Raw genomic sequence first — 24962 nt, forward strand, 5'->3', positions numbered from 1 at the left:
CACTGGAGGTGAGTCAGGACTTCAGTCGGGAAAAGCGTCTGCTTACACCCCGGCATTTCAAGGCAGTCTTTGACTCCCCTACCGGCAAGGTTCCGGGGAAAAATCTCCTGCTCCTTGCGCGCAGTAACGATCTCGATCACCCCCGACTAGGGCTGGTTATCGGGAAAAAGAGCGTCAAGCTCTCTGTTCAGCGCAATCGCCTCAAACGTCTGATGCGCGAATCGTTTCGCCTGAACCAGGATTCACTGGTTGGATGGGACATTGTTATCGTCGCGCGCAAAGGTTTGGGTGACGTAGAAAGCCCCGAATTGATTCAGCATTTCGGCAAGCTCTGGAAGCGTCTGGCACGCAACAAGCCAGTACCAGCAGTCAACACCGAAACTGTAGGGGTAGACAGTCCTGATGCGTAAACTGGCACTCGTTCCGATCCAGTTTTACCGCTATGCCATTAGTCCTTTGATGGCCAGTCACTGTCGTTTCTACCCCAGTTGTTCCTGCTACGCGTACGAAGCCATAGAAAATCATGGCCTACTGCGCGGTGGCTGGCTGACCTTTCGTCGTTTAGGTCGCTGTCATCCGTGGAATCCCGGCGGTTATGACCCGGTTCCGCCTATCCCTACCTCCCGTTCTTCTTCGATGGCCGAGTAATCATGGATATCAAACGCACGATCCTGATCGTCGCCCTGGCAATCGTGTCCTACGTCATGGTCCTTAAATGGAACCAGGACTATGGCCAGGCTGCCCTGCCGACTCAGAATGTTGCAGCCAGCAATACCGCACCGAGCCTGCCGGATGCCCCAGTTGGCAACAACGCTGCCAGCAATGACGACATCCCGCGCGCGGCAAGCGATACCAGCGCTCCCGCCGAAGCCCCCGTGGCCGTAAGCAAGGATCTCATCCAGATCAAAACGGACGTGCTCGAGCTGGCAATCGATCCACAAGGTGGTGACGTCGCTCAGCTGAAGCTGCCGCTGTACCCGCGTCGCCAGGATCATCCGGAAATCCCGTTCCAGTTGTTCGACAACGGTAACGAGCGCACCTATCTGGCCCAAAGTGGCCTGATCGGTACCAACGGCCCGGATTCGAACCCGGCCGGTCGCCCGGTCTACTCCGCCGAGAAGAAGACTTATCAACTGGCTGATGGTCAGGACCAATTGGTCGTGGACCTGAAGTTCAGCAAGGATGGTGTCAACTACATCAAGCGTTTCACCTTGAAACGTGGCCTGTATGACGTAACCGTCTCTTACCTGATCGACAACCAGAGCGCACAGCCCTGGTCCGGTGCGATGTTCGCGCAATTGAAGCGCGACGCCAGCTCCGATCCTTCTTCGAGCACTGCCACCGGCACCGCGACTTACCTGGGCGCCGCCCTGTGGACAAGTTCGGAGCCGTACAAGAAAGTGTCGATGAAGGACATGGACAAGGGCCCGCTCAAGGAAACCGTCCAAGGTGGCTGGGTTGCCTGGCTGCAGCACTATTTTGTAACAGCCTGGATCCCGCAGAAAGGCGACAGCAACGTCGTCCAGACGCGTAAAGACAGCAAAGGCAACTTCATCATCGGTTACACCGGCCCGACATTGACTGCCGCGCCAGGGGCTAAAGCCGAAACCAGCGCCATTCTGTATGCCGGTCCTAAAAGCCAGGCCGTGCTGAAAGAGTTGTCCCCAGGCCTGGAACTGACCGTGGACTACGGTTTCCTGTGGTTCATTGCCCAGCCGATCTTCTGGCTGCTGCAACATATCCACAGCATCGTCGGTAACTGGGGCTGGTCGATCATTTTCCTGACCATGCTGATCAAGGGCCTGTTCTTCCCATTGTCGGCCGCCAGCTACAAATCCATGGCTCGCATGCGCGCTGTGGCCCCGAAACTGGCCGCGCTGAAAGAGCAACATGGCGATGACCGGCAGAAAATGTCCCAGTCCATGATGGAGTTGTACAAGAAAGAGAAGATCAACCCGCTGGGTGGATGCTTGCCGATTCTTGTACAGATGCCCGTGTTCCTGTCGCTCTACTGGGTGTTGCTGGAAAGCGTGGAGATGCGCCAGGCGCCATTCATGCTGTGGATTACCGACCTGTCGATCAAGGATCCGTTCTTCATCCTGCCGATCATCATGGGCGCGACCATGTTCATCCAGCAGCAGCTGAACCCAACGCCTCCGGATCCGATGCAGGCGAAGGTCATGAAAATGATGCCAATCATCTTCACCTTCTTCTTCCTGTGGTTCCCGGCTGGTCTTGTGCTGTACTGGGTTGTGAACAACGTGTTGTCCATCACTCAGCAGTGGTACATCACGCGTAAGATCGAAGCGGCTGCGAAAAAAGCCGAGGCGTAACTTGCTCTGTGGATAACCACACAAAACGCCCCCTAGTGGGGCGTTTTGCTATCTGCCACTTTTGTCTGGATACCGGTTTATGAGCGCTCCGCGTGAAACCATCGCCGCCGTTGCCACCGCCCAAGGTCGCGGTGGTGTCGGCATCGTCCGTATTTCGGGGCCCTTGGCCAGCGTCGCGGCCAAGGCTATCAGCGGTCGTGAACTCAAGCCGCGGTTTGCTCATTTCGGCCCGTTTTTCAGTGATGACCAGCAGGTGCTCGACGAGGGGCTGGCATTGTATTTCCCGGGGCCGAATTCGTTCACTGGCGAAGACGTACTGGAACTGCAAGGGCACGGCGGCCCCGTAGTGCTGGACATGCTGCTCAAGCGTTGCCTGGAACTGGGCTGTCGCCTGGCCCGGCCGGGTGAGTTCAGTGAACGGGCATTCCTCAACGACAAGCTCGACCTGGCCCAGGCCGAGGCGATCGCCGATTTGATCGAAGCCAGTTCGGCACAGGCGGCACGCAACGCGTTGCGGTCCTTGCAGGGCGCATTTTCCCAGCGTGTGCATAACCTCACCGAACAATTGATCGGCCTGCGGATCTACGTCGAGGCCGCGATTGATTTCCCGGAAGAGGAAATCGACTTCCTAGCCGATGGCCACGTGCTGAGCCTGCTGGATAAAGTGCGCGATGAGTTATCCACAGTACTGCGCGAAGCCGGGCAGGGTGCCTTGTTGCGCGATGGGATGACCGTGGTGATTGCTGGGCGGCCGAATGCCGGCAAGTCCAGTCTGTTGAATGCCCTGGCCGGTCGCGAGGCGGCGATTGTCACCGAGATCGCCGGCACCACCCGGGACATCCTGCGTGAACATATCCACATCGACGGCATGCCACTGCACGTAGTGGATACCGCCGGTTTGCGCGACACCGATGACCAGGTGGAAAAAATCGGCGTTGAACGGGCGCTCAAGGCCATCGGTGAAGCCGATCGGGTGCTGCTGGTGGTGGATGCCACCGCACCGGAGGCGGACGATCCATTTGCCTTGTGGCCTGAATTCCTCGAAGTCCGCCCGGATCCGGCAAAAGTCACCTTGATCCGCAACAAGGCCGACCTGACCGGGGAAGCGATTGTCCTTGAGGTCAGCAACGACGGTCATGTGACCATCAGCCTGAGCGCGAAGTCGGCGGGCGAAGGCCTGGAGTTGCTGCGTGAACATCTCAAGGCCTGCATGGGTTATGAGCAGACCGCGGAAAGCAGCTTCAGCGCCCGCCGGCGGCATCTTGAAGCCTTGCGCCATGCCAGCGCCGCCCTGGAACACGGTCGCGCGCAGCTGACCTTGGCGGGGGCGGGTGAGTTGTTGGCCGAAGACCTTCGCCAGGCCCAACATGCCCTTGGGGAAATTACTGGGGCCTTCAGTTCCGATGACCTGTTGGGGCGGATCTTCTCCAGCTTCTGCATCGGTAAATAACCCCGCTTTTCAAACCGGGTTTGCCCTCGAAGCCTCTCGAGTCCAACGCAAACCCGGTTCCTCTCCTCTGTTTTTGACATGATTGCCCTTGATGGCGGCTTGCCTGTGGACGCTGCGGCGGTCCATCGCGGCGGTTTTCTGTGGATTAAGCCCTGTGAATAACTGCCATTGAGGTCGGTTGATAAACCCCCTTCAAATCTGAAGATAATCGCCCCTGTGGATAACAGGCCCATTCATCCACAGGCTTACACCGGTTATCCAAGCCCCTCATTGCCACATGACCACAGGGTTTCGAATCTCTGTACACATTGAAAATAAAGGTCTGCGTAACGTTATCCACAGAAAGGTGGCTCAGTAAGAATAAACATAAAAACAAAGGTTTTATAAATTTCTTTCTTTTTAATTTCTTTAACCGCAGGTTTTCCACAGCTGGTTAAATTTTGTGCAAAGGGTTCTTTAGGAAAGGGGAAGTCCCTATACTTGCCGACCTGGCTCGAAAAACGCTCTGGCCAGGCTCAAGACCTATTTCCGAATTACCTGAATTAAGCAGGCACGAGGTGCGTGGTGGATTTCCCTTCCCGTTTTGAAGTGATCGTCATCGGCGGCGGTCATGCCGGTACCGAGGCAGCACTTGCATCAGCACGCATGGGCGCAAAAACCCTGTTGCTGACGCATAACGTGGAAACCCTCGGTGCCATGAGTTGCAACCCTGCCATTGGTGGGATCGGCAAAAGCCACCTGGTCAAGGAAATCGATGCACTAGGCGGCGCGATGGCCATGGCCACCGATAAAGGTGGTATCCAGTTTCGCGTATTGAACAGCCGCAAGGGCCCAGCCGTGCGCGCTACTCGCGCCCAGGCGGACCGAGTCCTGTACAAGGCCGCTGTCCGTGAAATCCTGGAAAACCAGCCGAACCTGTGGATATTTCAACAAGCGGCCGATGACCTGATCGTCGAGCAGGACCAGGTCCGTGGTGTCGTCACCCAAATGGGCCTGCGGTTCTTCGCCGATTCCGTGGTGTTGACCACCGGGACCTTCCTCGGCGGACTTATCCACATCGGTTTGCAGAATTTCTCCGGCGGTCGCGCCGGTGATCCGCCGTCGATTGCTCTGGCTCACCGTCTGCGTGAGTTGCCATTGCGTGTCGGGCGCCTGAAAACCGGTACGCCACCTCGCATCGACGGCAAGTCCGTGGATTTCTCGGTGATGACCGAGCAGCCTGGCGATACGCCGATCCCGGTAATGTCGTTCATGGGCAACAAGGAACAGCATCCACGGCAAGTCAGTTGCTGGATCACCCACACCAACGCCCGCACCCACGAAATCATCGCGGCGAACCTCGATCGTTCGCCGATGTATTCCGCTGCCGGTGAAATCGAAGGTGTCGGCCCGCGTTATTGCCCGTCGATCGAAGACAAGATCCATCGTTTTGCCGACAAGGAAAGCCATCAGGTGTTCATCGAACCGGAAGGTTTGACCACCCATGAGTTGTATCCGAACGGGATATCCACAAGTCTGCCGTTCGACGTGCAATTGCAGATCGTGCAATCGATCCGTGGCATGGAGAACGCGCACATCGTGCGTCCGGGTTATGCGATTGAGTACGACTACTTCGATCCGCGCGATTTGAAGTACAGCCTGGAAACCAAAGCTATCGGCGGTCTGTTCTTCGCCGGGCAGATCAACGGCACCACCGGCTACGAAGAGGCCGGCGCCCAGGGTTTGCTCGCAGGAGCCAACGCCGCACTGCTCGCCAAGGGCAAAGAAGCCTGGTGCCCGCGTCGCGATGAGGCATACATCGGTGTGCTAGTGGACGACCTGATTACCCTGGGAACCCAGGAACCGTATCGGATGTTCACCTCCCGGGCCGAATATCGCCTGATCCTGCGTGAAGACAACGCCGACCTGCGCTTGACCGAAAAAGGTCGCGAACTGGGGTTGGTGGATGACGTGCGCTGGGCTGCGTTCTGCAAGAAACGCGAGAGCATCGAGCTGGAAGAGCAGCGCCTGAAAAGCACCTGGGTTCGTCCCGGTACCGAGCAGGGCGATGCCATTGCGGCGAAATTCGGCACGCCGCTGACCCACGAATACAACCTGCTCAACCTCTTGAGCCGTCCGGAAATCGACTATGCCGGGCTGGTGGAAGTGACCGGCCAGGGCGCGGAAGATCCACAGGTGGCCGAACAGGTCGAGATCAAGACCAAATACGCCGGTTACATCGACCGCCAGCAGGACGAAATCGCCCGTCTGCGCGCCAGCGAAGACACCAAGCTGCCTGTGGATATCGATTACACCGGCATTTCCGGGTTGTCGAAAGAAATCCAGAGCAAGCTCGGTGCGACCCGTCCAGAGACCCTGGGCCAGGCGTCGCGCATCCCTGGCGTGACCCCAGCGGCAATTTCCCTGTTGATGATTCATTTGAAAAAACGCGGCGCCGGCCGCCAGTTGGAGCAAAGCGCTTGAGTTCGATGGTCACCTCGCAACACGCTGAAGAGTTATCCACAGGTGCCCGTCAGCTCGGCGTCAGCCTGACTGAAGCCCAGCATGCGCAATTGCTGGGTTATCTGGCGTTGTTGATCAAATGGAACAAGGCCTACAACCTGACCGCCGTGCGCGATCCGGACGAAATGGTCTCGCGCCATTTGCTCGACAGCCTCAGCGTCATGTCTTTTATCGAAAACGGTCGCTGGCTGGACGTTGGCAGTGGCGGCGGCATGCCGGGAATCCCGCTGGCGATCCTGTTTCCCGCCTCGCAAGTGACCTGCCTGGACAGCAATGGCAAAAAAACCCGCTTCCTGACCCAGGTCAAACTCGAACTCAAACTGGATAACTTGCAAGTTATCCACAGCCGCGTCGAAGCGTTCCAACCTGCCGAGCCGTTCAACGGGATCATCTCCCGAGCGTTCAGCAGCATGGAGAACTTCACTAACTGGACTCGCCACCTGGGCGACGCCGATACGCGCTGGCTGGCAATGAAGGGCGTTCATCCGGCCGATGAGCTGGTAGCATTGCCGGCAGACTTCCACCTCGATAGCGAACACGCCTTGGCCGTACCCGGTTGCCAAGGCCAACGCCATCTGCTGATACTGCGCCGCACGGCATGATTGGGAACACAAGCAAGAATGGCTAAGGTATTCGCGATAGCGAACCAGAAGGGTGGTGTGGGCAAGACCACCACCTGTATCAACCTCGCAGCATCCCTGGTCGCGACCAAGCGTCGGGTGCTGTTGATCGATCTCGATCCACAGGGCAACGCCACCATGGGTAGCGGTGTGGATAAACATGGCCTGGAAAACTCCATCTACGACGTCCTGATCGGCGAATGCGATCTGGGCCAGGCCATGCACTTCTCCGAGCACGGCGGTTATCAACTGCTGCCAGCCAACCGTGACCTGACGGCGGCCGAAGTGGTGCTGTTGGAAATGCAGATGAAGGAAAGCCGTCTGCGCAGCGCCTTGGCGCCGATCCGGGAAAACTACGATTACATCCTGATCGATTGCCCGCCGTCGCTGTCGATGCTGACCCTCAACGCCCTGGTGGCGGCCGATGGGGTCATTATCCCCATGCAGTGCGAATATTTCGCATTGGAAGGGTTGAGCGACCTTGTGGATAACATCAAGCGCATCGCCGAACTGCTGAACCCGGACCTGAAGGTCGAAGGCCTGTTGCGGACCATGTACGACCCGCGCCTGAGCCTGATGAACGACGTTTCGGCCCAGCTCAAGGAACACTTCGGCGAGCAGCTCTACGACACCGTCATCCCGCGTAATATCCGCCTGGCCGAAGCGCCGAGCTACGGGATGCCGGCCCTGGCCTACGACAAACAATCCCGTGGTGCGCTGGCTTACCTGGCCCTGGCGGGCGAGATGGTTCGCCGTCAGCGCCGCAACCCTCGCACCGCTGCAGCCCAGCCAACTTAAGGAAACCCCATGGCCGTCAAGAAACGAGGTCTCGGACGTGGACTGGATGCACTGCTCAGCGGTCCCACTGTCAGCTCGCTGGAAGAACAGGCCGTCCAGGTCGATCAGCGTGAGTTGCAGCACTTGCCGCTGGATCTGATCCAGCGCGGCAAATACCAGCCGCGCCGGGACATGGATCCACAGGCGCTGGAAGAACTGGCCCAGTCGATCAAGAGCCAGGGCGTGATGCAGCCGATCGTGGTCCGGCCGATCGCCAATGGACGCTTCGAGATCATTGCCGGTGAACGTCGCTGGCGCGCCAGCCAGCAGGCCGGCCAGGAAACCATCCCGGCAATGGTCCGCGATGTGCCGGATGAAACGGCCATCGCCATGGCGCTGATCGAGAACATCCAGCGTGAAGACCTCAACCCGATCGAGGAAGCCGTGGCCCTGCAGCGCTTGCAGCAGGAATTCCAGCTGACCCAGCAACAAGTTGCCGAGGCGGTGGGCAAGTCCCGTGTGACCGTGGCCAACCTGCTGCGCCTGATCGCATTGCCGGAAGTCATCAAGACCATGCTGTCCCATGGCGACCTGGAAATGGGTCATGCCCGTGCGTTGCTCGGTTTGCCGGAAAATCAACAGGTTGAAGGGGCGCGACATGTTGTCGCACGAGGCCTGACTGTGCGCCAAACCGAAGCACTGGTTCGCCAGTGGCTGAGCGGCAAACCGGCCCCTGTCGAAGCCCCCAAAACCGATCCTGATATCGCTCGCCTGGAACAGCGCCTGGCCGAGCGCCTGGGCTCTGCGGTGCAGATTCGCCACGGTAAGAAGGGCAAAGGGCAATTGGTGATCGGTTATAACTCCCTCGATGAGCTGCAAGGTGTCCTTGCACACATTCGCTGAAACAATTGCTCTTGTAGCGCGCAGTCGGAAATCACTACCTGGCAGTTGAATAGGGGCAGAACCGCCCCTATACTCTGCGCGCATTTTGTCGGCACAAATTATGCCAAGTTATTGAATTATGGCGGCCGACCATTGGAGAGCAAAAGCGATGGAAACCCGCACGCCAAACCGCTTGCCGTTCCATCGTCTGGCAGTTTTCCCGGTTTTGATGGCTCAATTCACCGTTGTACTGATCGCCGCATTGGCGCTCTGGCAATGGAAAGGAGTCGTCGCCGGATACTCAGGGCTTTGCGGAGGCCTGATAGCCTTGCTTCCCAATATTTACTTCGCTCACAGGGCCTTTCGGTTTTCCGGCGCCCGAGCAGCCCAGGCTATCGTCCGGTCTTTTTATGCCGGCGAGGCGGGGAAACTGATTTTGACGGCAGTGCTGTTTGCATTGACGTTCGCAGGTGTGAAGCCACTGGCGCCGCTGGCTGTATTCAGCGTCTTCGTGCTGACCCAACTGGTTAGCTGGTTCGCTCCCCTGCTAATGAGAACAAGACTTTCGAGACCTTAGGGCGTTTGAGGCAACCATGGCAGAGACAACCGCTTCGGGCTATATCCAGCACCACTTGCAGAACCTGACCTTCGGTCAGCTACCCAACGGCGGCTGGGGCTTTGCCCACACCGCAGCAGAAGCCAAGGAAATGGGCTTCTGGGCTTTCCACGTCGATACCCTCGGCTGGTCGGTCGCATTGGGTCTGATCTTCGTTCTTCTTTTCCGCATGGCGGCTAAGAAGGCGACTTCCGGTCAGCCTGGTGCACTGCAAAACTTCGTTGAAGTATTGGTCGAATTCGTCGATGGCAGCGTGAAAGACAGCTTCCATGGCCGTAGCCCGGTGATTGCACCGCTGGCACTGACCATCTTCGTCTGGGTGTTCCTGATGAACGCCGTAGACCTGGTGCCGGTCGACTGGATTCCTCAACTGGCCATCCTGATCTCCGGTGACCACCACATCCCATTCCGCGCGGTGTCGACCACTGACCCGAACGCGACCCTGGGCATGGCCTTCTCGGTCTTCGCACTGATCATTTTCTATAGCATCAAGGTCAAGGGCATCGGCGGCTTCATCGGCGAACTGACCCTGCACCCGTTCGGCAGCAAGAACATCCTGGTTCAAGCCCTGCTGATCCCGGTGAACTTCCTGCTCGAATTCGTGACCCTGATCGCCAAACCGATTTCTCTGGCACTGCGTCTGTTCGGCAACATGTATGCCGGCGAACTGGTGTTCATCCTGATCGCTGTGATGTTCGGCAGCGGCCTGCTGTGGCTCAGCGGCCTGGGTGTAGTCCTGCAATGGGCGTGGGCTGTGTTCCACATCCTGATCATCACCCTGCAGGCGTTCATCTTCATGATGCTGACCATCGTCTACCTGTCGATGGCGCACGAAGAAAACCATTAAGGCCAGTCTCGACTAGTCTGATGTCCTTCCCGGTCAAACGGGAAGGAGCCCGAACCGGGCTGAGAAACGATTTGTTTTACCGCTTTAATCTAAAAAACCTAAACCATACGACGTAAAAGTCGGGAGGAAAGATGGAAACTGTAGTTGGTCTAACCGCTATCGCTGTTGCACTGTTGATCGGCCTGGGCGCACTGGGTACCGCAATTGGTTTCGGCCTGTTGGGCGGCAAGTTCCTGGAAGGCGCAGCGCGTCAGCCAGAAATGGTTCCAATGCTGCAAGTCAAAATGTTCATCGTGGCCGGTCTGCTCGACGCCGTGACCATGATCGGTGTTGGTATCGCGCTGTTCTTCACCTTTGCGAACCCGTTCGTTGGTCAAATCGCTGGCTAATTACTCGGATGTCTCGAGTAGATTGGTGTGATGGACAACGTAACTGCGAGGTGTTGGCGTGAACATTAATGCGACCCTGATTGGCCAGTCCGTTGCGTTCCTGATTTTTGTACTGTTCTGCATGAAGTTCGTATGGCCTCCGGTCATTGCGGCATTGCACGAACGTCAAAAGAAGATCGCTGATGGTCTGGACGCTGCCAGCCGTGCAGCTCGCGACCTGGAGTTGGCCCATGAGAAAGTGGGTCAGCAACTGCGCGAAGCGAAAGCTCAGGCAGCTGAAATCATCGAGCAAGCCAAGAAACGCGGTACCCAGATTGTCGACGAAGCCCGTGAACAGGCTCGCGTCGAAGCTGACCGTGTGAAGGCTCAGGCTCAAGCCGAGATCGAACAGGAACTCAACAGTGTCAAAGACGCGCTGCGTGCCCAAGTGGGTGCCCTGGCCGTTGGCGGTGCTTCGAAGATCCTGGGTGCCACAATCGATCAAAACGCGCACGCAGAGCTGGTTAACCAACTGGCTGCTGAAATCTAAGCGAGGGCGATCATGGCAGAACTGACCACGTTGGCCCGACCTTACGCTAAGGCGGCCTTCGAGCACGCTCAGGCCCACCAGCAACTGGCCAATTGGTCAGCCATGCTCGGCCTGGCTGCAGCGGTGTCGCAAGACGACACCATGCAGCGCGTGCTCAAGGCCCCGCGACTGACGAGCGCAGAAAAGGCCGCCACGTTCATTGACGTGTGCGGCGACAAGTTCGATGCCAAGGCACAGAATTTCATTCATGTCGTTGCCGAAAACGACCGTCTCCTGCTTCTGCCGGAGATCGCCACTCTTTTCGACCTGTACAAGGCCGAGCAAGAGAAGTCGGTAGACGTGGAAGTGACCAGTGCTTTCGCATTGAACCAAGAACAGCAAGACAAACTCGCCAAGGTTCTCAGTGCACGACTCAACCGGGAAGTGCGCCTGCAAGTCGAGGAAGACAAGTCCCTGATAGGGGGCGTTGTAATCCGCGCCGGCGACCTGGTTATCGATGGCTCGATTCGCGGCAAAATCGCGAAACTTGCCGAAGCATTGAAATCTTGAGTTTGAAGGGGCAGCAGAGCAATGCAGCAACTCAATCCTTCCGAAATAAGTGAAATTATCAAGGGCCGCATCGACAAGCTCGATGTGACCTCCCAAGCCCGTAACGAAGGCACTGTCGTCAGCGTATCTGACGGTATCGTGCGGATTCACGGTCTGGCCGACGTCATGTACGGCGAGATGATCGAGTTTCCGGGCGGCGTCTACGGTATGGCCCTCAACCTGGAGCAAGACTCCGTAGGTGCCGTTGTACTGGGTTCCTACCAGTCGCTGGCCGAAGGCATGAGCGCCAAGTGCACCGGCCGCATCCTCGAAGTTCCGGTTGGTAAGGAACTGCTGGGTCGCGTTGTCGACGCACTGGGTAACCCTGTTGACGGCAAAGGTCCGCTGAACAACACCGAGACCGACGCGGTCGAGAAAGTTGCTCCTGGCGTGATCTGGCGTAAGTCGGTAGACCAGCCTGTACAGACTGGCTACAAGGCTGTCGATGCCATGATCCCAGTCGGCCGTGGCCAGCGTGAGCTGATCATCGGTGACCGTCAGATCGGTAAGACCGCTCTGGCGATCGACGCGATCATCAACCAGAAGAACAGCGGCATTTTCTGCGTCTACGTCGCCATCGGTCAGAAGCAATCGACCATTGCCAACGTGGTTCGCAAGCTGGAAGAAAACGGCGCCCTGGCCAACACGATCATCGTGGCGGCCAGTGCTTCGGAATCTCCTGCGCTGCAGTTCCTGGCACCGTACTCCGGTTGCACCATGGGCGAATACTTCCGCGACCGCGGTGAAGACGCGCTGATCGTTTATGACGATCTGTCCAAGCAGGCAGTGGCTTACCGCCAGATCTCCCTGCTGCTGCGCCGTCCACCAGGTCGTGAAGCCTACCCAGGCGACGTGTTCTATCTCCACTCCCGTCTGCTGGAGCGCGCATCCCGCGTTTCGGAAGAGTACGTAGAGAAGTTCACCAACGGCGCAGTGACCGGCAAGACCGGCTCCCTGACCGCTCTGCCGATCATCGAAACCCAGGCTGGCGACGTTTCCGCGTTCGTTCCGACCAACGTGATTTCCATCACCGACGGTCAGATCTTCCTGGAATCGGCCATGTTCAACTCCGGGATCCGTCCTGCTGTGAACGCCGGTGTTTCGGTATCCCGTGTGGGTGGTGCCGCTCAGACCAAGATCATCAAGAAGCTGTCCGGTGGTATCCGTACCGCCCTGGCCCAGTACCGTGAACTGGCGGCATTCGCCCAGTTCGCTTCTGACCTGGACGAAGCGACCCGTAAGCAACTTGAGCATGGTCAGCGCGTTACCGAGCTGATGAAGCAGAAGCAATACGCACCAATGTCGATCGCTGACATGGCGCTGTCGCTGTATGCCGCTGAGCGTGGGTTCCTGACTGACGTTGAAATCGCCAAGGTCGGCAGCTTTGAACAAGCGCTGATTGCTTACTTCAACCGCGATCACGCCGACTTGTTGGCCAAGATCAACGTGAAGGGTGACTTCAATGACGAAATCGACGCTGGCATGAAAGCCGGTATCGAGAAGTTCAAGGCCACCCAAACCTGGTAAGCCGCAGCGGGAGTCGCAAGGCTCCCGCTTGCTAACCTGATAGGTGTTACATGGCAGGCGCAAAAGAGATTCGCAGTAAGATTGCGAGCATCAAAAGCACGCAAAAGATTACCAGCGCCATGGAAAAAGTGGCGGTCAGCAAAATGCGCAAGGCACAAATGCGCATGGCTGCTAGCCGCCCTTATGCGGAGCGCATCCGCCAGGTGATTGGTCATCTGGCCAACGCCAACCCGGAATACCGCCACCCATTCATGATCGACCGCGCCGTCAAGCGCGTCGGTTACGTTGTGGTGAGCAGTGACCGTGGTCTGTGCGGTGGCTTGAACACCAACCTGTTCAAGGCCCTGGTCAAGGACATGGCTGTAAACCGCGAACAAGGCGTCGAGATCGATCTGTGCGTGATTGGTAGCAAGGGTGCGGCTTTCTTCCGCAACTTCGGCGGCAACGTCGTCGCTGCTATCAGCCACCTGGGTGAAGAGCCGTCGATCAATGACCTGATCGGCAGCGTCAAGGTGATGCTGGATGCTTACCTGGAAGGCCGGATTGACCGCCTGTCCGTGGTATCCAACAAGTTCATCAACACCATGACGCAACAGCCAACCGTGGAGCAATTGATCCCACTGGTGGCGACCCCGGAACAGGAACTCAAGCACCACTGGGACTATCTCTACGAACCGGATGCCAAGGAGCTGCTTGACGGCTTGATGGTCCGCTACGTGGAGTCGCAGGTCTACCAGGCGGTGGTCGAGAACAACGCAGCTGAACAAGCGGCGCGGATGATCGCGATGAAGAACGCTACCGACAACGCCGGTGATTTGATCAGCGATTTGCAGCTGATCTACAACAAGGCGCGTCAGGCTGCGATCACCCAAGAGATCTCGGAAATCGTCGGCGGCGCTGCCGCGGTTTAACGGTTCAAATATTCAGAGGATCCAGCTATGAGTAGCGGACGTATCGTTCAAATCATCGGCGCCGTTATCGACGTGGAATTTCCACGCGACAGCGTACCGAGCATCTACAACGCGCTGAAAGTACAAGGCGCGGAAACTACCCTGGAAGTTCAGCAGCAGCTGGGCGACGGCATCGTTCGTACCATTGCGATGGGTTCTACCGAAGGCTTGAAGCGCGGTCTGGACGTTATCGACTCTGGCGCTGCCATCTCCGTACCGGTCGGTAAAGCGACCCTGGGCCGGATCATGGACGTACTGGGCAACCCGATCGATGAAGCTGGCCCGATCGACACCGAAGAGCGCTGGGGCATTCACCGTCCTGCGCCATCCTTCGCTGAACAGGCGGGCGGCAACGACCTGCTGGAAACCGGCATCAAGGTTATCGACCTGGTTTGCCCGTTCGCCAAGGGCGGTAAAGTCGGTCTGTTCGGTGGTGCCGGTGTGGGCAAGACCGTAAACATGATGGAACTGATCCGTAACATCGCCATCGAGCACAGCGGTTATTCCGTGTTCGCCGGTGTGGGTGAGCGTACTCGTGAGGGTAACGACTTCTACCACGAGATGAAGGATTCCAACGTTCTGGACAAAGTGGCACTGGTCTACGGCCAGATGAACGAGCCGCCGGGAAACCGTCTGCGCGTAGCCCTGACCGGCCTGACCATGGCCGAGAAGTTCCGTGACGAAGGTAACGACGTTCTGCTGTTCGTCGACAACATCTACCGTTACACCCTGGCCGGTACCGAAGTATCCGCACTGCTGGGCCGTATGCCTTCGGCAGTAGGTTACCAGCCGACCCTGGCTGAAGAGATGGGCGTTCTGCAAGAACGTATCACTTCGACCAAGGAAGGTTCGATCACTTCGATCCAAGCGGTATACGTACCTGCGGATGACTTGACCGACCCGTCGCCAGCGACCACCTTTGCCCACTTGGACGCCACCGTCGTTCTGTCCCGTGACATCGCTTCCCTGGGTATCTACCCAGCGGTTGACCCACTGGACTCGACTTCGCGCCAGCTGGACCCGAACGTGATCGGCCAGGAGCACTACGACACCGCTCGCGGCGTCCAGTACGTGCTGCAGCGCTACAAAGAGCTGAAGGACATCATTGCGATCCTGGGTATGGACGAGCTGTCGGAAGCCGACAAGCAGTTGGTATCCCGCGCTCGTAAGATCCAGCGCTTCTTGTCGCAGCCGTTCTTCGTGGCTGAAGTCTTCACCGGTGCCTCGGGTAAATACGTTTCCCTGAAAGACACCATTGCTGGCTTCAAAGGCATCCTCAACGGTGACTACGACCACCTGCCAGAACAAGCGTTCTACATGGTCGGCGGCATCGAAGAAGCGATCGAGAAAGCCAAGAAACTGTAATCCCGGCGCCCGGCAACGGGCGCTAATTTAGGTTGAGGCAATCAGATGGCTATGACAGTCCATTGCGATATCGTCAGTGCGGAAGGGGAAATCTTCTCCGGTCTGGTCGAGATGGTGATTGCGCACGGTGCACTGGGTGATCTTGGTATCGCTCTGGGTCACGCGCCGTTGATCACTAATCTGAAACCAGGTCCGATCCGCTTGATCAAGCAGGGCGGGGAAGCCGAGGTGTTTTACATCTCGGGTGGTTTCCTCGAGGTTCAGCCGAACATGGTCAAGGTCCTTGCCGACACCGTGCAACGTGCTGCCGACCTGGACGAAGCCTCCGCTCAGGAAGCCGTCAAGGCTGCCGAGAAGGCCCTGCACGAGCGCGGCGCGGAGTTCGATTACGGTTCTGCTGCTGCACGTCTGGCCGAGGCTGCAGCCCAGCTGCGCACCGTCCAGCAGATCCGCAAGAAGTTCGGCGGTTAAGCCGTCTGCTTTCTGTGCGATTGATTAAAAAGGGTAGCCTCGGCTACCCTTTTTTCTTTTCCCGACACTCATCATCTGGTCGCAGCCGCTGACCACCCAGGATTGGTAGCCAGTCATGTCTCTCGAAATCGTTATCCTCGCGGCCGGCCAAGGCACCCGCATGCGTTCGGCGCTGCCCAAGGTCTTGCACCCGGTAGCCGGCAATTCCATGCTCGGCCATGTTATCCACAGCGCCCGGCAACTTGATCCACAGCGCATTCACGTGGTGATCGGCCACGGCGCCGATGCGGTGCGCGAACGCCTGGCCGCCGATGACCTGAATTTCGTCCTGCAGGACAAACAACTGGGCACCGGCCATGCAGTGGCCCAGGCCGTGCCGTTCGTCACGGCCGATACGGTGCTGATTCTCTACGGCGATGTGCCGCTGATCGAAGTCGACACCTTGCAACGCCTGCTCAAGCACGTCGCCCCACAGCAGTTGGGCCTGTTGACCGTCGAGCTGGACGACCCCACCGGTTATGGCCGCATCGTGCGTAACGACGACGGCCAAGTGATCGCCATCGTCGAGCAGAAGGACGCCAACCAAGCCCAGCGCGCGATCACTGAAGGCAACACCGGGATCCTGGCCGTACCGGCCGAGCGCCTGGGTGACTGGATGAGCCGCTTGTCGAACAACAATGCCCAGGGCGAGTACTACCTGACCGACGTGATTGCCATGGCCGTCAGCGACGGGCTGGTGGTCGCCACCGAGCAGCCGTTGGACGCCATGGAAGTGCAGGGCGCCAACGATCGCCGGCAACTGGCTGAGCTGGAGCGCCACTATCAATTGCGCGCCGCCCGCCGCCTGATGGCCCAAGGCGTGACCTTGCGCGATCCGGCCCGTTTCGACGTGCGTGGTGAAGTCAGCGTGGGCCGCGATGTGGTCATCGACATCAACGTCATCCTCGAAGGCAAGGTTGTCATCGAAGACGACGTGGTCATCGGCCCGAACTGCGTGATCAAGGACAGCACCCTGCGCAAAGGCGTGGTGATCAAAGCCAACAGCCATCTCGACGGTGCGGTCATGGGGGAGGGCAGCGACGCCGGCCCGTTTGCCCGCCTGCGTCCAGGCTCGGTGCTGGAAGCCCATGCCCATGTGGGTAACTTCGTTGAACTGAAGAATGCTCACCTGGGCGAAGGCGCCAAGGCCGGGCACCTGACCTACCTCGGTGACGCTGAAATCGGCGCCCGCACCAACATTGGCGCCGGGACCATCACCTGCAACTACGATGGCGCCAACAAGTACCGGACGACCATTGGAGAAGACGTGTTCATCGGCTCCAACAACTCGCTGGTCGCTCCAGTGACTATTGGTGATGGTTCAAACACCGCCGCAGGTTCAACGATCAATCAGGATGTGGATAAGTCCCAACTGGCTGTGGCTCGCGCCCGGCAGCGCAATATTGATGGCTGGAAGCGCCCGGAGAAAATCAAGAAGCCCTGAAGTTATCCACAACCCCCTGTGGGAGCGAGCTTGCTCGCGATAGCGGTGTATCAGGTAAAGCAGCATTGCCTGACCTGGCCCCTTCGCGAGCAAGCTCGCTCCCACATTGATTTAGGGGATTTCTGAATTTTTCTTCTCCTGCCTTGACGACATCCCTTCAATAGGTTTTGATTAGTTACGTTATCTTTCGAATCGAAACTTATCCCGCCATGTCGAAACGCAACACACCACAACGCCGTCACAATATCCTTGCCTTGCTCCAAGAGCAGGGCGAGGTCAGTGTGGATGCGCTGGCCAAGCGCTTCGAAACCTCGGAAGTTACGATTCGCAAGGATCTCGCCGCCCTGGAAACCAACGGCCTGCTGCTGCGTCGCTACGGTGGCGCGGTCCCGATGCCGCAGGAGTTGGTGGCTGATAACGGGCAAAGCGTCTCCAAGTACAAACTGGCCATTGCCCGGGCCGCGGTGAAGCGGATCCGCGAACACGCGCGCATCATCATCGACAGCGGCAGCACCACGGCGGCCATGATTCCGCAACTCGGCCAACAACCGGGCCTGGTGGTGATGACCAATTCCCTGCACGTCGCCAATGCCTTGAGCGAACTGGAGCACGAGCCGGTGCTGTTGATGACCGGCGGCACCTGGGACCCTCACTCCGAGTCGTTCCAAGGCCAGGTGGCCGAGCAGGTCCTGCGTTCCTATGACTTCGACCAGCTGTTCATCGGCGCCGACGGCATCGATCTGGTTCGAGGTACCACCACCTTCAACGAACTGTTGGGCTTGAGCCGCGTGATGGCTGAGGTTGCCCGGGAAGTGATCGTGATGGTGGAGGCCGACAAGATCGGCCGCAAGATCCCCAACCTGGAGCTGCCGTGGAGCAGCGTCCATACCCTCATTACCGATGATCGCCTGCCCGTAGAGGCCCGCGATCAGATTCAGGCCCGCGGCATCACCGTGATCTGCGCGCCTGTCAGCCAGGAGAAATAGTATGTGTGGAATTGTCGGCGCCGTTGCTGAACGCAACATCACTGCAATCTTGCTCGAAGGCCTCAAGCGCCTGGAATACCGCGGCTACGACAGCGCCGGTGTGGCGGTGTTTACCAACGACGGGAAGCTTGAGCGGATGCGTCGTCCCGGCAAGGTCAGCGAGCTGGAACGCGCCCTGGACGCTGAACCGCTGATCGGTCGCCTGGGCATTTCCCACACCCGTTGGGCCACCCATGGCGCACCGTGCGAGCGCAACGCCCATCCCCATTTCTCCGGCGATCTGGCGGTAGTGCACAACGGCATCATCGAGAACTATGAAGCCTTGCGCGAACAGCTCAAGGCGCTCGGCTACGTGTTCACCTCGGACACCGACACTGAAGTCATCGCCCATCTGCTCAATCACAAGCTCAAGGACCTGGTGGACCTGACCGTCGCCCTCAAGGCCACCGTCAAGGAACTGCACGGGGCTTATGGGCTGGCGGTCATCAGCACGAAACAACCGGATCGCCTGGTGGCGGCCCGCAGCGGCAGCCCATTGGTCATTGGCCTGGGCCTGGGGGAAAACTTCCTGGCGTCCGATCAGTTGGCGCTGCGCCAGGTCACTGACCGCTTCATGTACCTTGAAGAGGGCGATATCGCCGAAATTCGCCGCGACAGCGTGCAGATCTGGGACCTCGATGGCAAAGACGTGGTACGTGAAACCGTCCAGTACCGCGACGGTGCCGAAGCCGCCGACAAGGGCGAGTTCCGCCACTTCATGCTCAAGGAAATCCACGAACAACCGGCCGTGGTGCAACGCACCCTGGAAGGCCGCATGAGCCAGAGCCAAGTGCTGGTCCAGGCGTTCGGTCCACAGGCGGCCGAGTTGTTCGCCAAGGTCCGCAACGTACAGATCGTGGCCTGCGGCACCAGTTATCACGCCGGCATGGTCGCCCGTTACTGGCTGGAAGAACTGGCCGGTATTCCGTGCCAGGTCGAAGTCGCCAGCGAGTTCCGCTATCGCAAAGTGGTGGTGCAACCCGATTCGCTGTTCGTCACGATCTCCCAATCCGGCGAAACCGCCGACACCCTGGCTGCCCTGCGTAACGCCAAGGAATTGGGTTTCCTCGCCAGCCTGGCGATCTGCAACGTCGGCATCAGCTCGCTGGTGCGCGAATCCGACCTGACCCTGCTGACCCAGGCCGGTCGTGAGATCGGCGTGGCGTCGACCAAGGCGTTCACCACGCAACTGGTGGGACTGCTGTTGCTGACGCTGGCCCTGGGCCAAGTGCGCGGCACGCTGGGCAAGGGTGTCGAGGCCGAACTGGTGGAAGAACTGCGCCGCCTGCCGGCTCGCCTGGGCGAAGCCTTGGCAATGGACAGCACCGTGGAAAAAATCGCCGAGCTGTTCGCCGAGAAGAACCACACCCTGTTCCTGGGCCGTGGCGCGCAATTCCCGGTGGCGATGGAAGGCGCCTTGAAGCTCAAGGAGATTTCCTACATCCACGCCGAGGCCTATCCGGCCGGCGAGCTCAAGCACGGCCCGCTGGCGCTTGTGGATAACGATATGCCGGTGGTCACCGTCGCGCCGAACAACGAGCTGCTGGAAAAGCTCAAGTCCAACCTGCAGGAAGTGCGCGCCCGTGGCGGCCAGTTGATTGTCTTTGCCGACGAAAAGGCTGGCATGACCAATGGCGAAGGCACCCACGTGGTGCACATGCCGCACATCCACGACATCCTGTCGCCGATTCTCTACACCATCCCCTTGCAGTTGTTGTCGTACTACGTCGCTGTGCTCAAGGGCACCGATGTGGACCAGCCGCGTAACCTGGCGAAATCGGTAACAGTTGAGTAAAGGATGTAGCGCGGGCAACGGATCCAGCCTGCCAGCTTGGACCCGAAACGCTCACCGAAACCAACCCCCTGATTCAGGGGGTTTTTTTTTAGGGGCGCCTAGACTTCATACCGGTTCAGGCGGGAGACGAACGCCAGTTGCGCCTTGGTCGGCCAGCCCTGTTCGTCGTATTCAGGCCAGGCCGCCAAACAACTGCATTGACAACACGGGACATAGGTGATGATATCAAGTCATACGACAACGTATGACATAGAAAATAATAAAAACGAAAGGCGCAGTCATGTCTTCTACATCTACCGCCCAGCGATTTTGCAGGTCACCGGCCCCACGCGTCATCGCAGGGCGCCAGTTACCTTCCTCTCTTTGCGAAAAGCCCCGTGCGGGCTCGCAACTGCAATCCAATTCCTCGATTCCAACGTTCAGGCCCGCGCGTCTGCCTCATCAGGCGTCAGCGCTGGGCATGCTCGTTCTTTGCGCAACTTCAATCCCACAATGAATGGCTGCACCCGGAGAACAATAATGAAGAAAACACTCTGCGCCTCTTTGATCGCCTCTTTTCTGAGCCTGACCGCAGGCACGGCGATGGCCGCCGACGCCAGCGACTGGCCAAATCGTCCGGTGCAGGTGGTGGTGATCGCCAACGCCGGCGGTGACACCGATTTCAACGCACGGATGATGGCCAAGTACTTCACCAAGCTCACCGGAAAATCCATGGTGGTGACCAATATGGCCGGTGGGGGCGGGACGATTGCCGCCGATGCGGTCAAGAGCGCGGCGCCGGACGGCAATACCATCCTGTTCACTCACACCGGCCAGTTGATCGTCAACGAAGTCGCGGGGCTGTCGGAGGACCGTTTTGATGCGTTCGATATCTCCTGCATTGCCGGCGTCGACAAAGGCGCGGTGTTCGTCTCGGCGAAAAGCTCGGGCATCGACAGCCTCGACCAACTGATTGAAAAAGCCAAGGCCAAGCCCGGCACTATCACCTACGGCACCGAGATGGGCAACTTCTCTCACTTGCAGGGCCTGATGTTCGAGAAGCTCGCCGGCGTGAAACTGAAGATGGTCGACAGCGGCACGGTGTCCGAAAAAATCGTTGCCTTGCTGGGCAAGCGCATTGACCTCGGCGCCATCAGTTATGGTTCGGTCCAGGATTACATCAGCAGCGGCAAGATGACTGCCTTGGGCCAACCCAACGCTGAGCGCAACGCGCTGCTGGGCGACGTCAAGACCTTCAAGGAGCAAGGTGTGGACTTGATCCTGGACAAGCCTTACGTCGTCGCTTTCCCGAAAGGCACTGACCCGGCCATCGTCAAGAAAATGGCCGACACCATGAAGAAGATCACCGAACAGCCGGAATACGCCGAAGAGCTGAAAAAGTCCTTCAAGCAGCCGGTCAGCTTCCAGGGCACCGAAGAAGCGGTCGCTACCTTGAGCAAAACCCGCGACAGCTTCATGCAGTTCAAGGACGAGATGCGTAAAGCCAAATAATTTTACGTAACGGCTCGGGTGTGCGCCGCGTTGGCAAGCACCCGATCGCCAGTCCTTTCCAGCAAGAGGAGCCTGTATGGATTCCTATAAAAGAAACGAGCTGATTGCCGGCCTGGCCATGCTCGGCGCCGGCGTCGCTTATCTGGTATTGACCATGAACCTGCCGCGTCGCGGGACGGTCGATGCCGCTTTTGTGCCCTGGGTGCTCGCCGTCGCGTTGTGCCTGTTGGGCGCGTTGCAATTGTGGGCGTGGCGAAAGCTGCCGGACAAAAGTGCCGAGCCTGCGGAAAAGCCCGAGGCGATCGATTACCCAACGGTCATCAAATCCCTGGCATTGGTGCTGCTTTATACGGCGCTGATGGAGCCGATCGGTTTTCTAGTCATGACTGCGCTTTATCTCTATGCCCAGTTCATCGTGTTGACCCCTGCGGATGAAAAGGTCAAGCACCTGCGATACGCGCTGATCGCCGTCGTTTCGGCTGTCTTGATCTTTTACATCTTTCGCCATGGCTTCGACTTGCTCCTGCCAGTCGGTTTATTGGATTTCTAGGGGACGGCCATGATTGAACTCATGCAAACAGGCTTCGCGGCCGTACTGACACCCTACGTCTTTCTGCTGATCACCCTCGGCGTTGCGGTGGGGATCGTTTTTGGTGCGGTGCCCGGCCTCTCGGCCACCATGGCGATCGCACTGTGCTTGCCGCTGACGTACTCGATGGGGCCGGGCCCGGGCCTGGCGCTGCTGGTCGCGCTGTTCGTCGGCGCCACCTCGGGAGGGCTGATATCGGCGATATTGCTCAACATACCGGGAACGCCGGCCTCCATCGCCACGACGTTCGATGGTTGGCCGCTGATGAAACAAGGCCATGGCGTCAAGGCCCTTGGCATTGGCGTGGTGTTCTCGTTTCTTGGCACGATTTTCAGTATCGCCGCGCTGATGTTCATCGCCCCGATCCTGGCGGAACTGGCCCTGAGCTTTGGCCCGCACGAATACTTTTCCATCGCGATTTTCTCGCTGACGCTGATCGCTACGCTATCTACCGGCTCGCTGGTCAAAGGCTTGTTTGCCGGTGCTCTGGGCTTTGCCTTTTCCACCGTGGGGATTGCGCCGGTCGAGGCCATCCGTCGCTTTACCTTTGACCTGCCGAGCCTCAATGGCGGTTTCGCCATGCTGACGGTCATGATCGGTATGTTTGCGGTCGCCGAAGTACTGAAGTTTGCTGAGAGTGCGCGCCTGAGCCATCGGGCCAAACCCCAGCACGTCAGCATGAAAGGCGTGAAGGGTTTCGGTTTTTCGATGAAGGAATTTGTCGGCCAGTTGCCCAACGCCACTCGTTCCTCCCTGATCGGCCTGGGCATCGGTATCTTGCCTGGCATCGGTGCCGGTACGTCGAACATCGTCTCCTACATCGTGGCGAAGAAACGCTCCAAGACTCCTGAGGAGTTCGGCAAAGGGAAGATTGACGGCGTGGTGGCCAGCGAGACGGCCAACAATGCCGGCATCGGTGGTGCGATGATTCCATTGCTGACACTGGGCATTCCCGGCGATACCACCACGGCAGTGATGCTCGGTGGCTTCATGATCCACGGCATCCAGCCCGGGCCCCTGCTGTTCATCAGCCAGGCACCGCTGGTCTACACGATTTTCGCCGCGCTGATCCTCGCTTCGGTCCTGATGCTGGTGCTCGAGTTCTACGGCCTGCGCATGTTCATCAAGTTGCTGGCGGTACCCAAGCACATCTTGCTGCCCATCATCCTGGTGCTCTGTGTGGTTGGCGCCTTCGGCCTGAACAGCCGGATCTTCGATGTCTGGGCGGTGTTGCTGTTTGGCTTGCTGGGATACGGGTTCGTCAAAGCCGGTTTGCCGATTGCGCCGTTCATCATCGGTTTCATCCTCGGCCCCATGGCTGAAACCAACTTGCGCCGTGGCTTGATGCTGTCTGATGGCAACTTCGGCGGCTTCCTGACCAATCCCATCTCAGCCGGCTTTCTCATCCTGGCCGCCGCGTCCATCTCCTGGCACTTGGTCACGGTTATTCGCCACAGGAAAAGTGCGGCTATTGAATTGATGCGCAGCTAGCCCGCTGCTTTCGTCCGCATTCGCTGCTGCAACGCCACCCCGATTGCAGCAGCCGACCCAAACGTACGGAGCATAGCCATGCAAGACGCGCCTCAACTGTCTTCCGCCGACGACGACCGCATTGCCTGGGTGCGCGTGGCCTCGGTTTTCCTGCCGTTGGCCAACCCCATCAGCGATGCCAAGGTGCTGACCGGTCGGCAAAAGCCCATGACCGAAATCGCCATGTTGTTCGTGGAAATTGAAACCAGGGATGGCCACCGTGGCCTGGGGTTCAGCTATTCCAAGCGCGCCGGTGGCCCCGGGCAATTTGCCCACGCCCGGGAAGTTGCCCCCAGCCTCATCGGCGAAAACCCCAGCGACATTTCAAAACTGTGGGACAAGCTCTGCTGGGCGGGTGCCTCGGTGGGGCGCAGCGGCCTGGCAACCCAGGCGATCGGTGCGTTCGATGTCGCCCTGTGGGATCTGAAAGCCAAGCGGGCCAATCTTTCCCTGGCTCGCTTGCTCGGCGCCCATCGCGATTCGGTCCAGTGCTACAACACCTCCGGCGGGTTCCTGCACACGCCGCTTGATCAATTAATGATCAATACCGACCTCTCTCGGAACAAGGGCATTGGTGGTATCAAGCTCAAAGTGGGCCAGCCTGACCAGGCACTGGACCTGCACCGGGTCAGCACTATCCGCAAACACTTGGGCGATGACTTCCCATTGATGGTCGATGCCAACCAGCAATGGGACCGACCCACGGCGCAGCGCATGTGCCGCCAGCTGGAACAGTACAACCTGGTCTGGATCGAGGAACCGCTCGATTGCTATGACGCCGAAGGTCATGCCGCGCTGGCGCTGCAATTCGATACACCGATCGCGACCGGTGAAATGCTCACCAGCGTTGCCGAGCACTGGGAGTTCATCAAGCTGCGCGCGGCCGATTACCTGATGCCCGACGCGCCCCGTGTCGGTGGCATTACCCCTTACCTCAAGGTCCAGGCATTGGCCGAGCAAGCGGGGCTGATGATTGCGCCGCACTTTGCCATGGAACTGCACATTCATCTGGCCGCTACGTATAGCCGTGAGCCCTGGGTGGAACATTTCGAATGGCTGGAGCCGCTGTTCAACGAGCGCATGCAAACCCGGGACGGACGCATGCTCGTGCCGACCCGGCCAGGGCTTGGCCTGTCGCTCAGCGACCAAGTTGCCGGTTGGACTGCGCAACAAGTCGAGATTGGCCAGCGTGCTTGAGGAGTT

Annotated in this window: 24 protein-coding genes; all 24 read left to right on the top strand. The window is 58.7% G+C overall.

Annotated features, from left to right (window positions below; translation table 11 throughout):
* Nucleotides 1–8 precede the first annotated feature (8 nt).
* The gene (gene rnpA, locus LQ215_RS00370; RefSeq protein WP_212800718.1) at nucleotides 9–410 is read left to right on the top strand and encodes a ribonuclease P protein component; all 402 of its coding nucleotides are present in this window, start codon (nucleotides 9–11) and stop codon (nucleotides 408–410) included.
* Nucleotides 403–648, top strand: a complete 246-nt coding sequence (yidD, locus tag LQ215_RS00375; RefSeq protein ID WP_010465488.1) for a membrane protein insertion efficiency factor YidD — start codon at nucleotides 403–405, stop codon at nucleotides 646–648. Before rnpA ends, yidD begins: the two co-directional genes overlap by 8 nt.
* A gap of 2 nt (nucleotides 649–650) precedes the next feature.
* Nucleotides 651–2333 (top strand): membrane protein insertase YidC, encoded by a 1683-nt coding sequence (gene yidC / locus LQ215_RS00380; RefSeq protein WP_230146904.1) that lies wholly within the window; start codon nucleotides 651–653, stop codon nucleotides 2331–2333.
* 79 nt (nucleotides 2334–2412) lie between these two features.
* Entirely contained in the window at nucleotides 2413–3783 is a 1371-nt protein-coding gene (gene mnmE, locus LQ215_RS00385; RefSeq protein WP_230146905.1) for a tRNA uridine-5-carboxymethylaminomethyl(34) synthesis GTPase MnmE, read from the top strand.
* 564 nt (nucleotides 3784–4347) lie between these two features.
* Nucleotides 4348–6246, top strand: a complete 1899-nt coding sequence (gene mnmG, locus LQ215_RS00390; RefSeq protein WP_122567681.1) for a tRNA uridine-5-carboxymethylaminomethyl(34) synthesis enzyme MnmG — start codon at nucleotides 4348–4350, stop codon at nucleotides 6244–6246.
* 5 nt (nucleotides 6247–6251) lie between these two features.
* Complete coding sequence (gene rsmG, locus LQ215_RS00395) at nucleotides 6252–6887, top strand: 16S rRNA (guanine(527)-N(7))-methyltransferase RsmG (RefSeq protein WP_230147015.1); 636 nt, start codon at nucleotides 6252–6254, stop codon at nucleotides 6885–6887.
* A gap of 18 nt (nucleotides 6888–6905) precedes the next feature.
* Nucleotides 6906–7703, top strand: coding sequence for a ParA family protein (locus LQ215_RS00400; RefSeq protein ID WP_003207100.1), 798 nt, complete (start codon nucleotides 6906–6908; stop codon nucleotides 7701–7703).
* A gap of 9 nt (nucleotides 7704–7712) precedes the next feature.
* Nucleotides 7713–8585: a ParB/RepB/Spo0J family partition protein gene (locus LQ215_RS00405; RefSeq protein WP_003207098.1), complete on the top strand. Its 873-nt coding sequence runs from the start codon at nucleotides 7713–7715 to the stop codon at nucleotides 8583–8585.
* A 148-nt stretch (nucleotides 8586–8733) separates the two neighbouring features.
* The gene (locus LQ215_RS00410; protein WP_013694636.1) at nucleotides 8734–9141 is read left to right on the top strand and encodes a F0F1 ATP synthase subunit I; all 408 of its coding nucleotides are present in this window, start codon (nucleotides 8734–8736) and stop codon (nucleotides 9139–9141) included.
* A gap of 16 nt (nucleotides 9142–9157) precedes the next feature.
* Complete coding sequence (atpB, locus tag LQ215_RS00415) at nucleotides 9158–10027, top strand: F0F1 ATP synthase subunit A (protein WP_003207096.1); 870 nt, start codon at nucleotides 9158–9160, stop codon at nucleotides 10025–10027.
* Between the two features lie 131 nt (nucleotides 10028–10158).
* Entirely contained in the window at nucleotides 10159–10416 is a 258-nt protein-coding gene (gene atpE, locus LQ215_RS00420; protein ID WP_003097235.1) for a F0F1 ATP synthase subunit C, read from the top strand.
* Nucleotides 10417–10474: 58 nt separating this feature from the next.
* Nucleotides 10475–10945, top strand: coding sequence for a F0F1 ATP synthase subunit B (locus LQ215_RS00425; protein WP_003187193.1), 471 nt, complete (start codon nucleotides 10475–10477; stop codon nucleotides 10943–10945).
* A 12-nt stretch (nucleotides 10946–10957) separates the two neighbouring features.
* On the top strand, nucleotides 10958–11494 hold the full coding sequence (locus LQ215_RS00430; protein WP_003207094.1) for a F0F1 ATP synthase subunit delta: 537 nt from the start codon (nucleotides 10958–10960) through the stop codon (nucleotides 11492–11494).
* Between the two features lie 21 nt (nucleotides 11495–11515).
* Nucleotides 11516–13060: a F0F1 ATP synthase subunit alpha gene (gene atpA, locus LQ215_RS00435; RefSeq protein ID WP_003207093.1), complete on the top strand. Its 1545-nt coding sequence runs from the start codon at nucleotides 11516–11518 to the stop codon at nucleotides 13058–13060.
* Nucleotides 13061–13110: 50 nt separating this feature from the next.
* Nucleotides 13111–13971, top strand: coding sequence for a F0F1 ATP synthase subunit gamma (gene atpG, locus LQ215_RS00440; RefSeq protein ID WP_186611299.1), 861 nt, complete (start codon nucleotides 13111–13113; stop codon nucleotides 13969–13971).
* Nucleotides 13972–13998: 27 nt separating this feature from the next.
* Nucleotides 13999–15375, top strand: coding sequence for a F0F1 ATP synthase subunit beta (gene atpD, locus LQ215_RS00445; RefSeq protein ID WP_003207089.1), 1377 nt, complete (start codon nucleotides 13999–14001; stop codon nucleotides 15373–15375).
* Nucleotides 15376–15420: 45 nt separating this feature from the next.
* A complete protein-coding gene (locus tag LQ215_RS00450; protein WP_157714416.1) occupies nucleotides 15421–15846 on the top strand; it encodes a F0F1 ATP synthase subunit epsilon in 426 nt (141 codons plus the stop codon).
* A gap of 115 nt (nucleotides 15847–15961) precedes the next feature.
* The gene (glmU, locus tag LQ215_RS00455) at nucleotides 15962–17329 is read left to right on the top strand and encodes a bifunctional UDP-N-acetylglucosamine diphosphorylase/glucosamine-1-phosphate N-acetyltransferase GlmU (RefSeq protein WP_230146906.1); all 1368 of its coding nucleotides are present in this window, start codon (nucleotides 15962–15964) and stop codon (nucleotides 17327–17329) included.
* Nucleotides 17330–17538: 209 nt separating this feature from the next.
* The gene (locus LQ215_RS00460; protein ID WP_058542459.1) at nucleotides 17539–18315 is read left to right on the top strand and encodes a DeoR/GlpR family DNA-binding transcription regulator; all 777 of its coding nucleotides are present in this window, start codon (nucleotides 17539–17541) and stop codon (nucleotides 18313–18315) included.
* Between the two features lies 1 nt (nucleotide 18316).
* Nucleotides 18317–20149 (top strand): glutamine--fructose-6-phosphate transaminase (isomerizing), encoded by a 1833-nt coding sequence (gene glmS / locus LQ215_RS00465; protein WP_230146907.1) that lies wholly within the window; start codon nucleotides 18317–18319, stop codon nucleotides 20147–20149.
* A gap of 519 nt (nucleotides 20150–20668) precedes the next feature.
* Nucleotides 20669–21640: a tripartite tricarboxylate transporter substrate binding protein gene (locus LQ215_RS00470; protein ID WP_230146908.1), complete on the top strand. Its 972-nt coding sequence runs from the start codon at nucleotides 20669–20671 to the stop codon at nucleotides 21638–21640.
* Nucleotides 21641–21716: 76 nt separating this feature from the next.
* Nucleotides 21717–22190, top strand: coding sequence for a tripartite tricarboxylate transporter TctB family protein (locus LQ215_RS00475; RefSeq protein WP_230146909.1), 474 nt, complete (start codon nucleotides 21717–21719; stop codon nucleotides 22188–22190).
* 9 nt (nucleotides 22191–22199) lie between these two features.
* Nucleotides 22200–23720 (top strand): tripartite tricarboxylate transporter permease, encoded by a 1521-nt coding sequence (locus LQ215_RS00480; RefSeq protein ID WP_057449322.1) that lies wholly within the window; start codon nucleotides 22200–22202, stop codon nucleotides 23718–23720.
* A gap of 78 nt (nucleotides 23721–23798) precedes the next feature.
* Complete coding sequence (locus LQ215_RS00485) at nucleotides 23799–24956, top strand: L-talarate/galactarate dehydratase (protein ID WP_230146910.1); 1158 nt, start codon at nucleotides 23799–23801, stop codon at nucleotides 24954–24956.
* Nucleotides 24957–24962 lie beyond the last annotated feature (6 nt).

This window comes from Pseudomonas brassicacearum, assembly GCF_918698105.1.
GTDB lineage: Bacteria > Pseudomonadota > Gammaproteobacteria > Pseudomonadales > Pseudomonadaceae > Aquipseudomonas > Aquipseudomonas brassicacearum_F.

What these genes read in the sequence shown, in the direction of transcription:
- yidD (WP_010465488.1), top strand. Translation starts at nt 403, where the DNA reads ATGCGTAAACTGGCACTCGTTCCGATCCAGTTTTACCGCTATGCCATT.
- yidC (WP_230146904.1), top strand. Translation starts at nt 651, where the DNA reads ATGGATATCAAACGCACGATCCTGATCGTCGCCCTGGCAATCGTGTCC.
- mnmE (WP_230146905.1), top strand. Translation starts at nt 2,413, where the DNA reads ATGAGCGCTCCGCGTGAAACCATCGCCGCCGTTGCCACCGCCCAAGGT.
- rsmG (WP_230147015.1), top strand. Translation starts at nt 6,252, where the DNA reads ATGGTCACCTCGCAACACGCTGAAGAGTTATCCACAGGTGCCCGTCAG.
- LQ215_RS00400 (WP_003207100.1), top strand. Translation starts at nt 6,906, where the DNA reads ATGGCTAAGGTATTCGCGATAGCGAACCAGAAGGGTGGTGTGGGCAAG.
- LQ215_RS00405 (WP_003207098.1), top strand. Translation starts at nt 7,713, where the DNA reads ATGGCCGTCAAGAAACGAGGTCTCGGACGTGGACTGGATGCACTGCTC.
- LQ215_RS00410 (WP_013694636.1), top strand. Translation starts at nt 8,734, where the DNA reads ATGGAAACCCGCACGCCAAACCGCTTGCCGTTCCATCGTCTGGCAGTT.
- atpB (WP_003207096.1), top strand. Translation starts at nt 9,158, where the DNA reads ATGGCAGAGACAACCGCTTCGGGCTATATCCAGCACCACTTGCAGAAC.
- atpE (WP_003097235.1), top strand. Translation starts at nt 10,159, where the DNA reads ATGGAAACTGTAGTTGGTCTAACCGCTATCGCTGTTGCACTGTTGATC.
- LQ215_RS00430 (WP_003207094.1), top strand. Translation starts at nt 10,958, where the DNA reads ATGGCAGAACTGACCACGTTGGCCCGACCTTACGCTAAGGCGGCCTTC.
- atpA (WP_003207093.1), top strand. Translation starts at nt 11,516, where the DNA reads ATGCAGCAACTCAATCCTTCCGAAATAAGTGAAATTATCAAGGGCCGC.
- atpG (WP_186611299.1), top strand. Translation starts at nt 13,111, where the DNA reads ATGGCAGGCGCAAAAGAGATTCGCAGTAAGATTGCGAGCATCAAAAGC.
- atpD (WP_003207089.1), top strand. Translation starts at nt 13,999, where the DNA reads ATGAGTAGCGGACGTATCGTTCAAATCATCGGCGCCGTTATCGACGTG.
- LQ215_RS00450 (WP_157714416.1), top strand. Translation starts at nt 15,421, where the DNA reads ATGGCTATGACAGTCCATTGCGATATCGTCAGTGCGGAAGGGGAAATC.
- glmU (WP_230146906.1), top strand. Translation starts at nt 15,962, where the DNA reads ATGTCTCTCGAAATCGTTATCCTCGCGGCCGGCCAAGGCACCCGCATG.
- LQ215_RS00460 (WP_058542459.1), top strand. Translation starts at nt 17,539, where the DNA reads ATGTCGAAACGCAACACACCACAACGCCGTCACAATATCCTTGCCTTG.
- glmS (WP_230146907.1), top strand. Translation starts at nt 18,317, where the DNA reads ATGTGTGGAATTGTCGGCGCCGTTGCTGAACGCAACATCACTGCAATC.
- LQ215_RS00470 (WP_230146908.1), top strand. Translation starts at nt 20,669, where the DNA reads ATGAAGAAAACACTCTGCGCCTCTTTGATCGCCTCTTTTCTGAGCCTG.
- LQ215_RS00475 (WP_230146909.1), top strand. Translation starts at nt 21,717, where the DNA reads ATGGATTCCTATAAAAGAAACGAGCTGATTGCCGGCCTGGCCATGCTC.
- LQ215_RS00480 (WP_057449322.1), top strand. Translation starts at nt 22,200, where the DNA reads ATGATTGAACTCATGCAAACAGGCTTCGCGGCCGTACTGACACCCTAC.
- LQ215_RS00485 (WP_230146910.1), top strand. Translation starts at nt 23,799, where the DNA reads ATGCAAGACGCGCCTCAACTGTCTTCCGCCGACGACGACCGCATTGCC.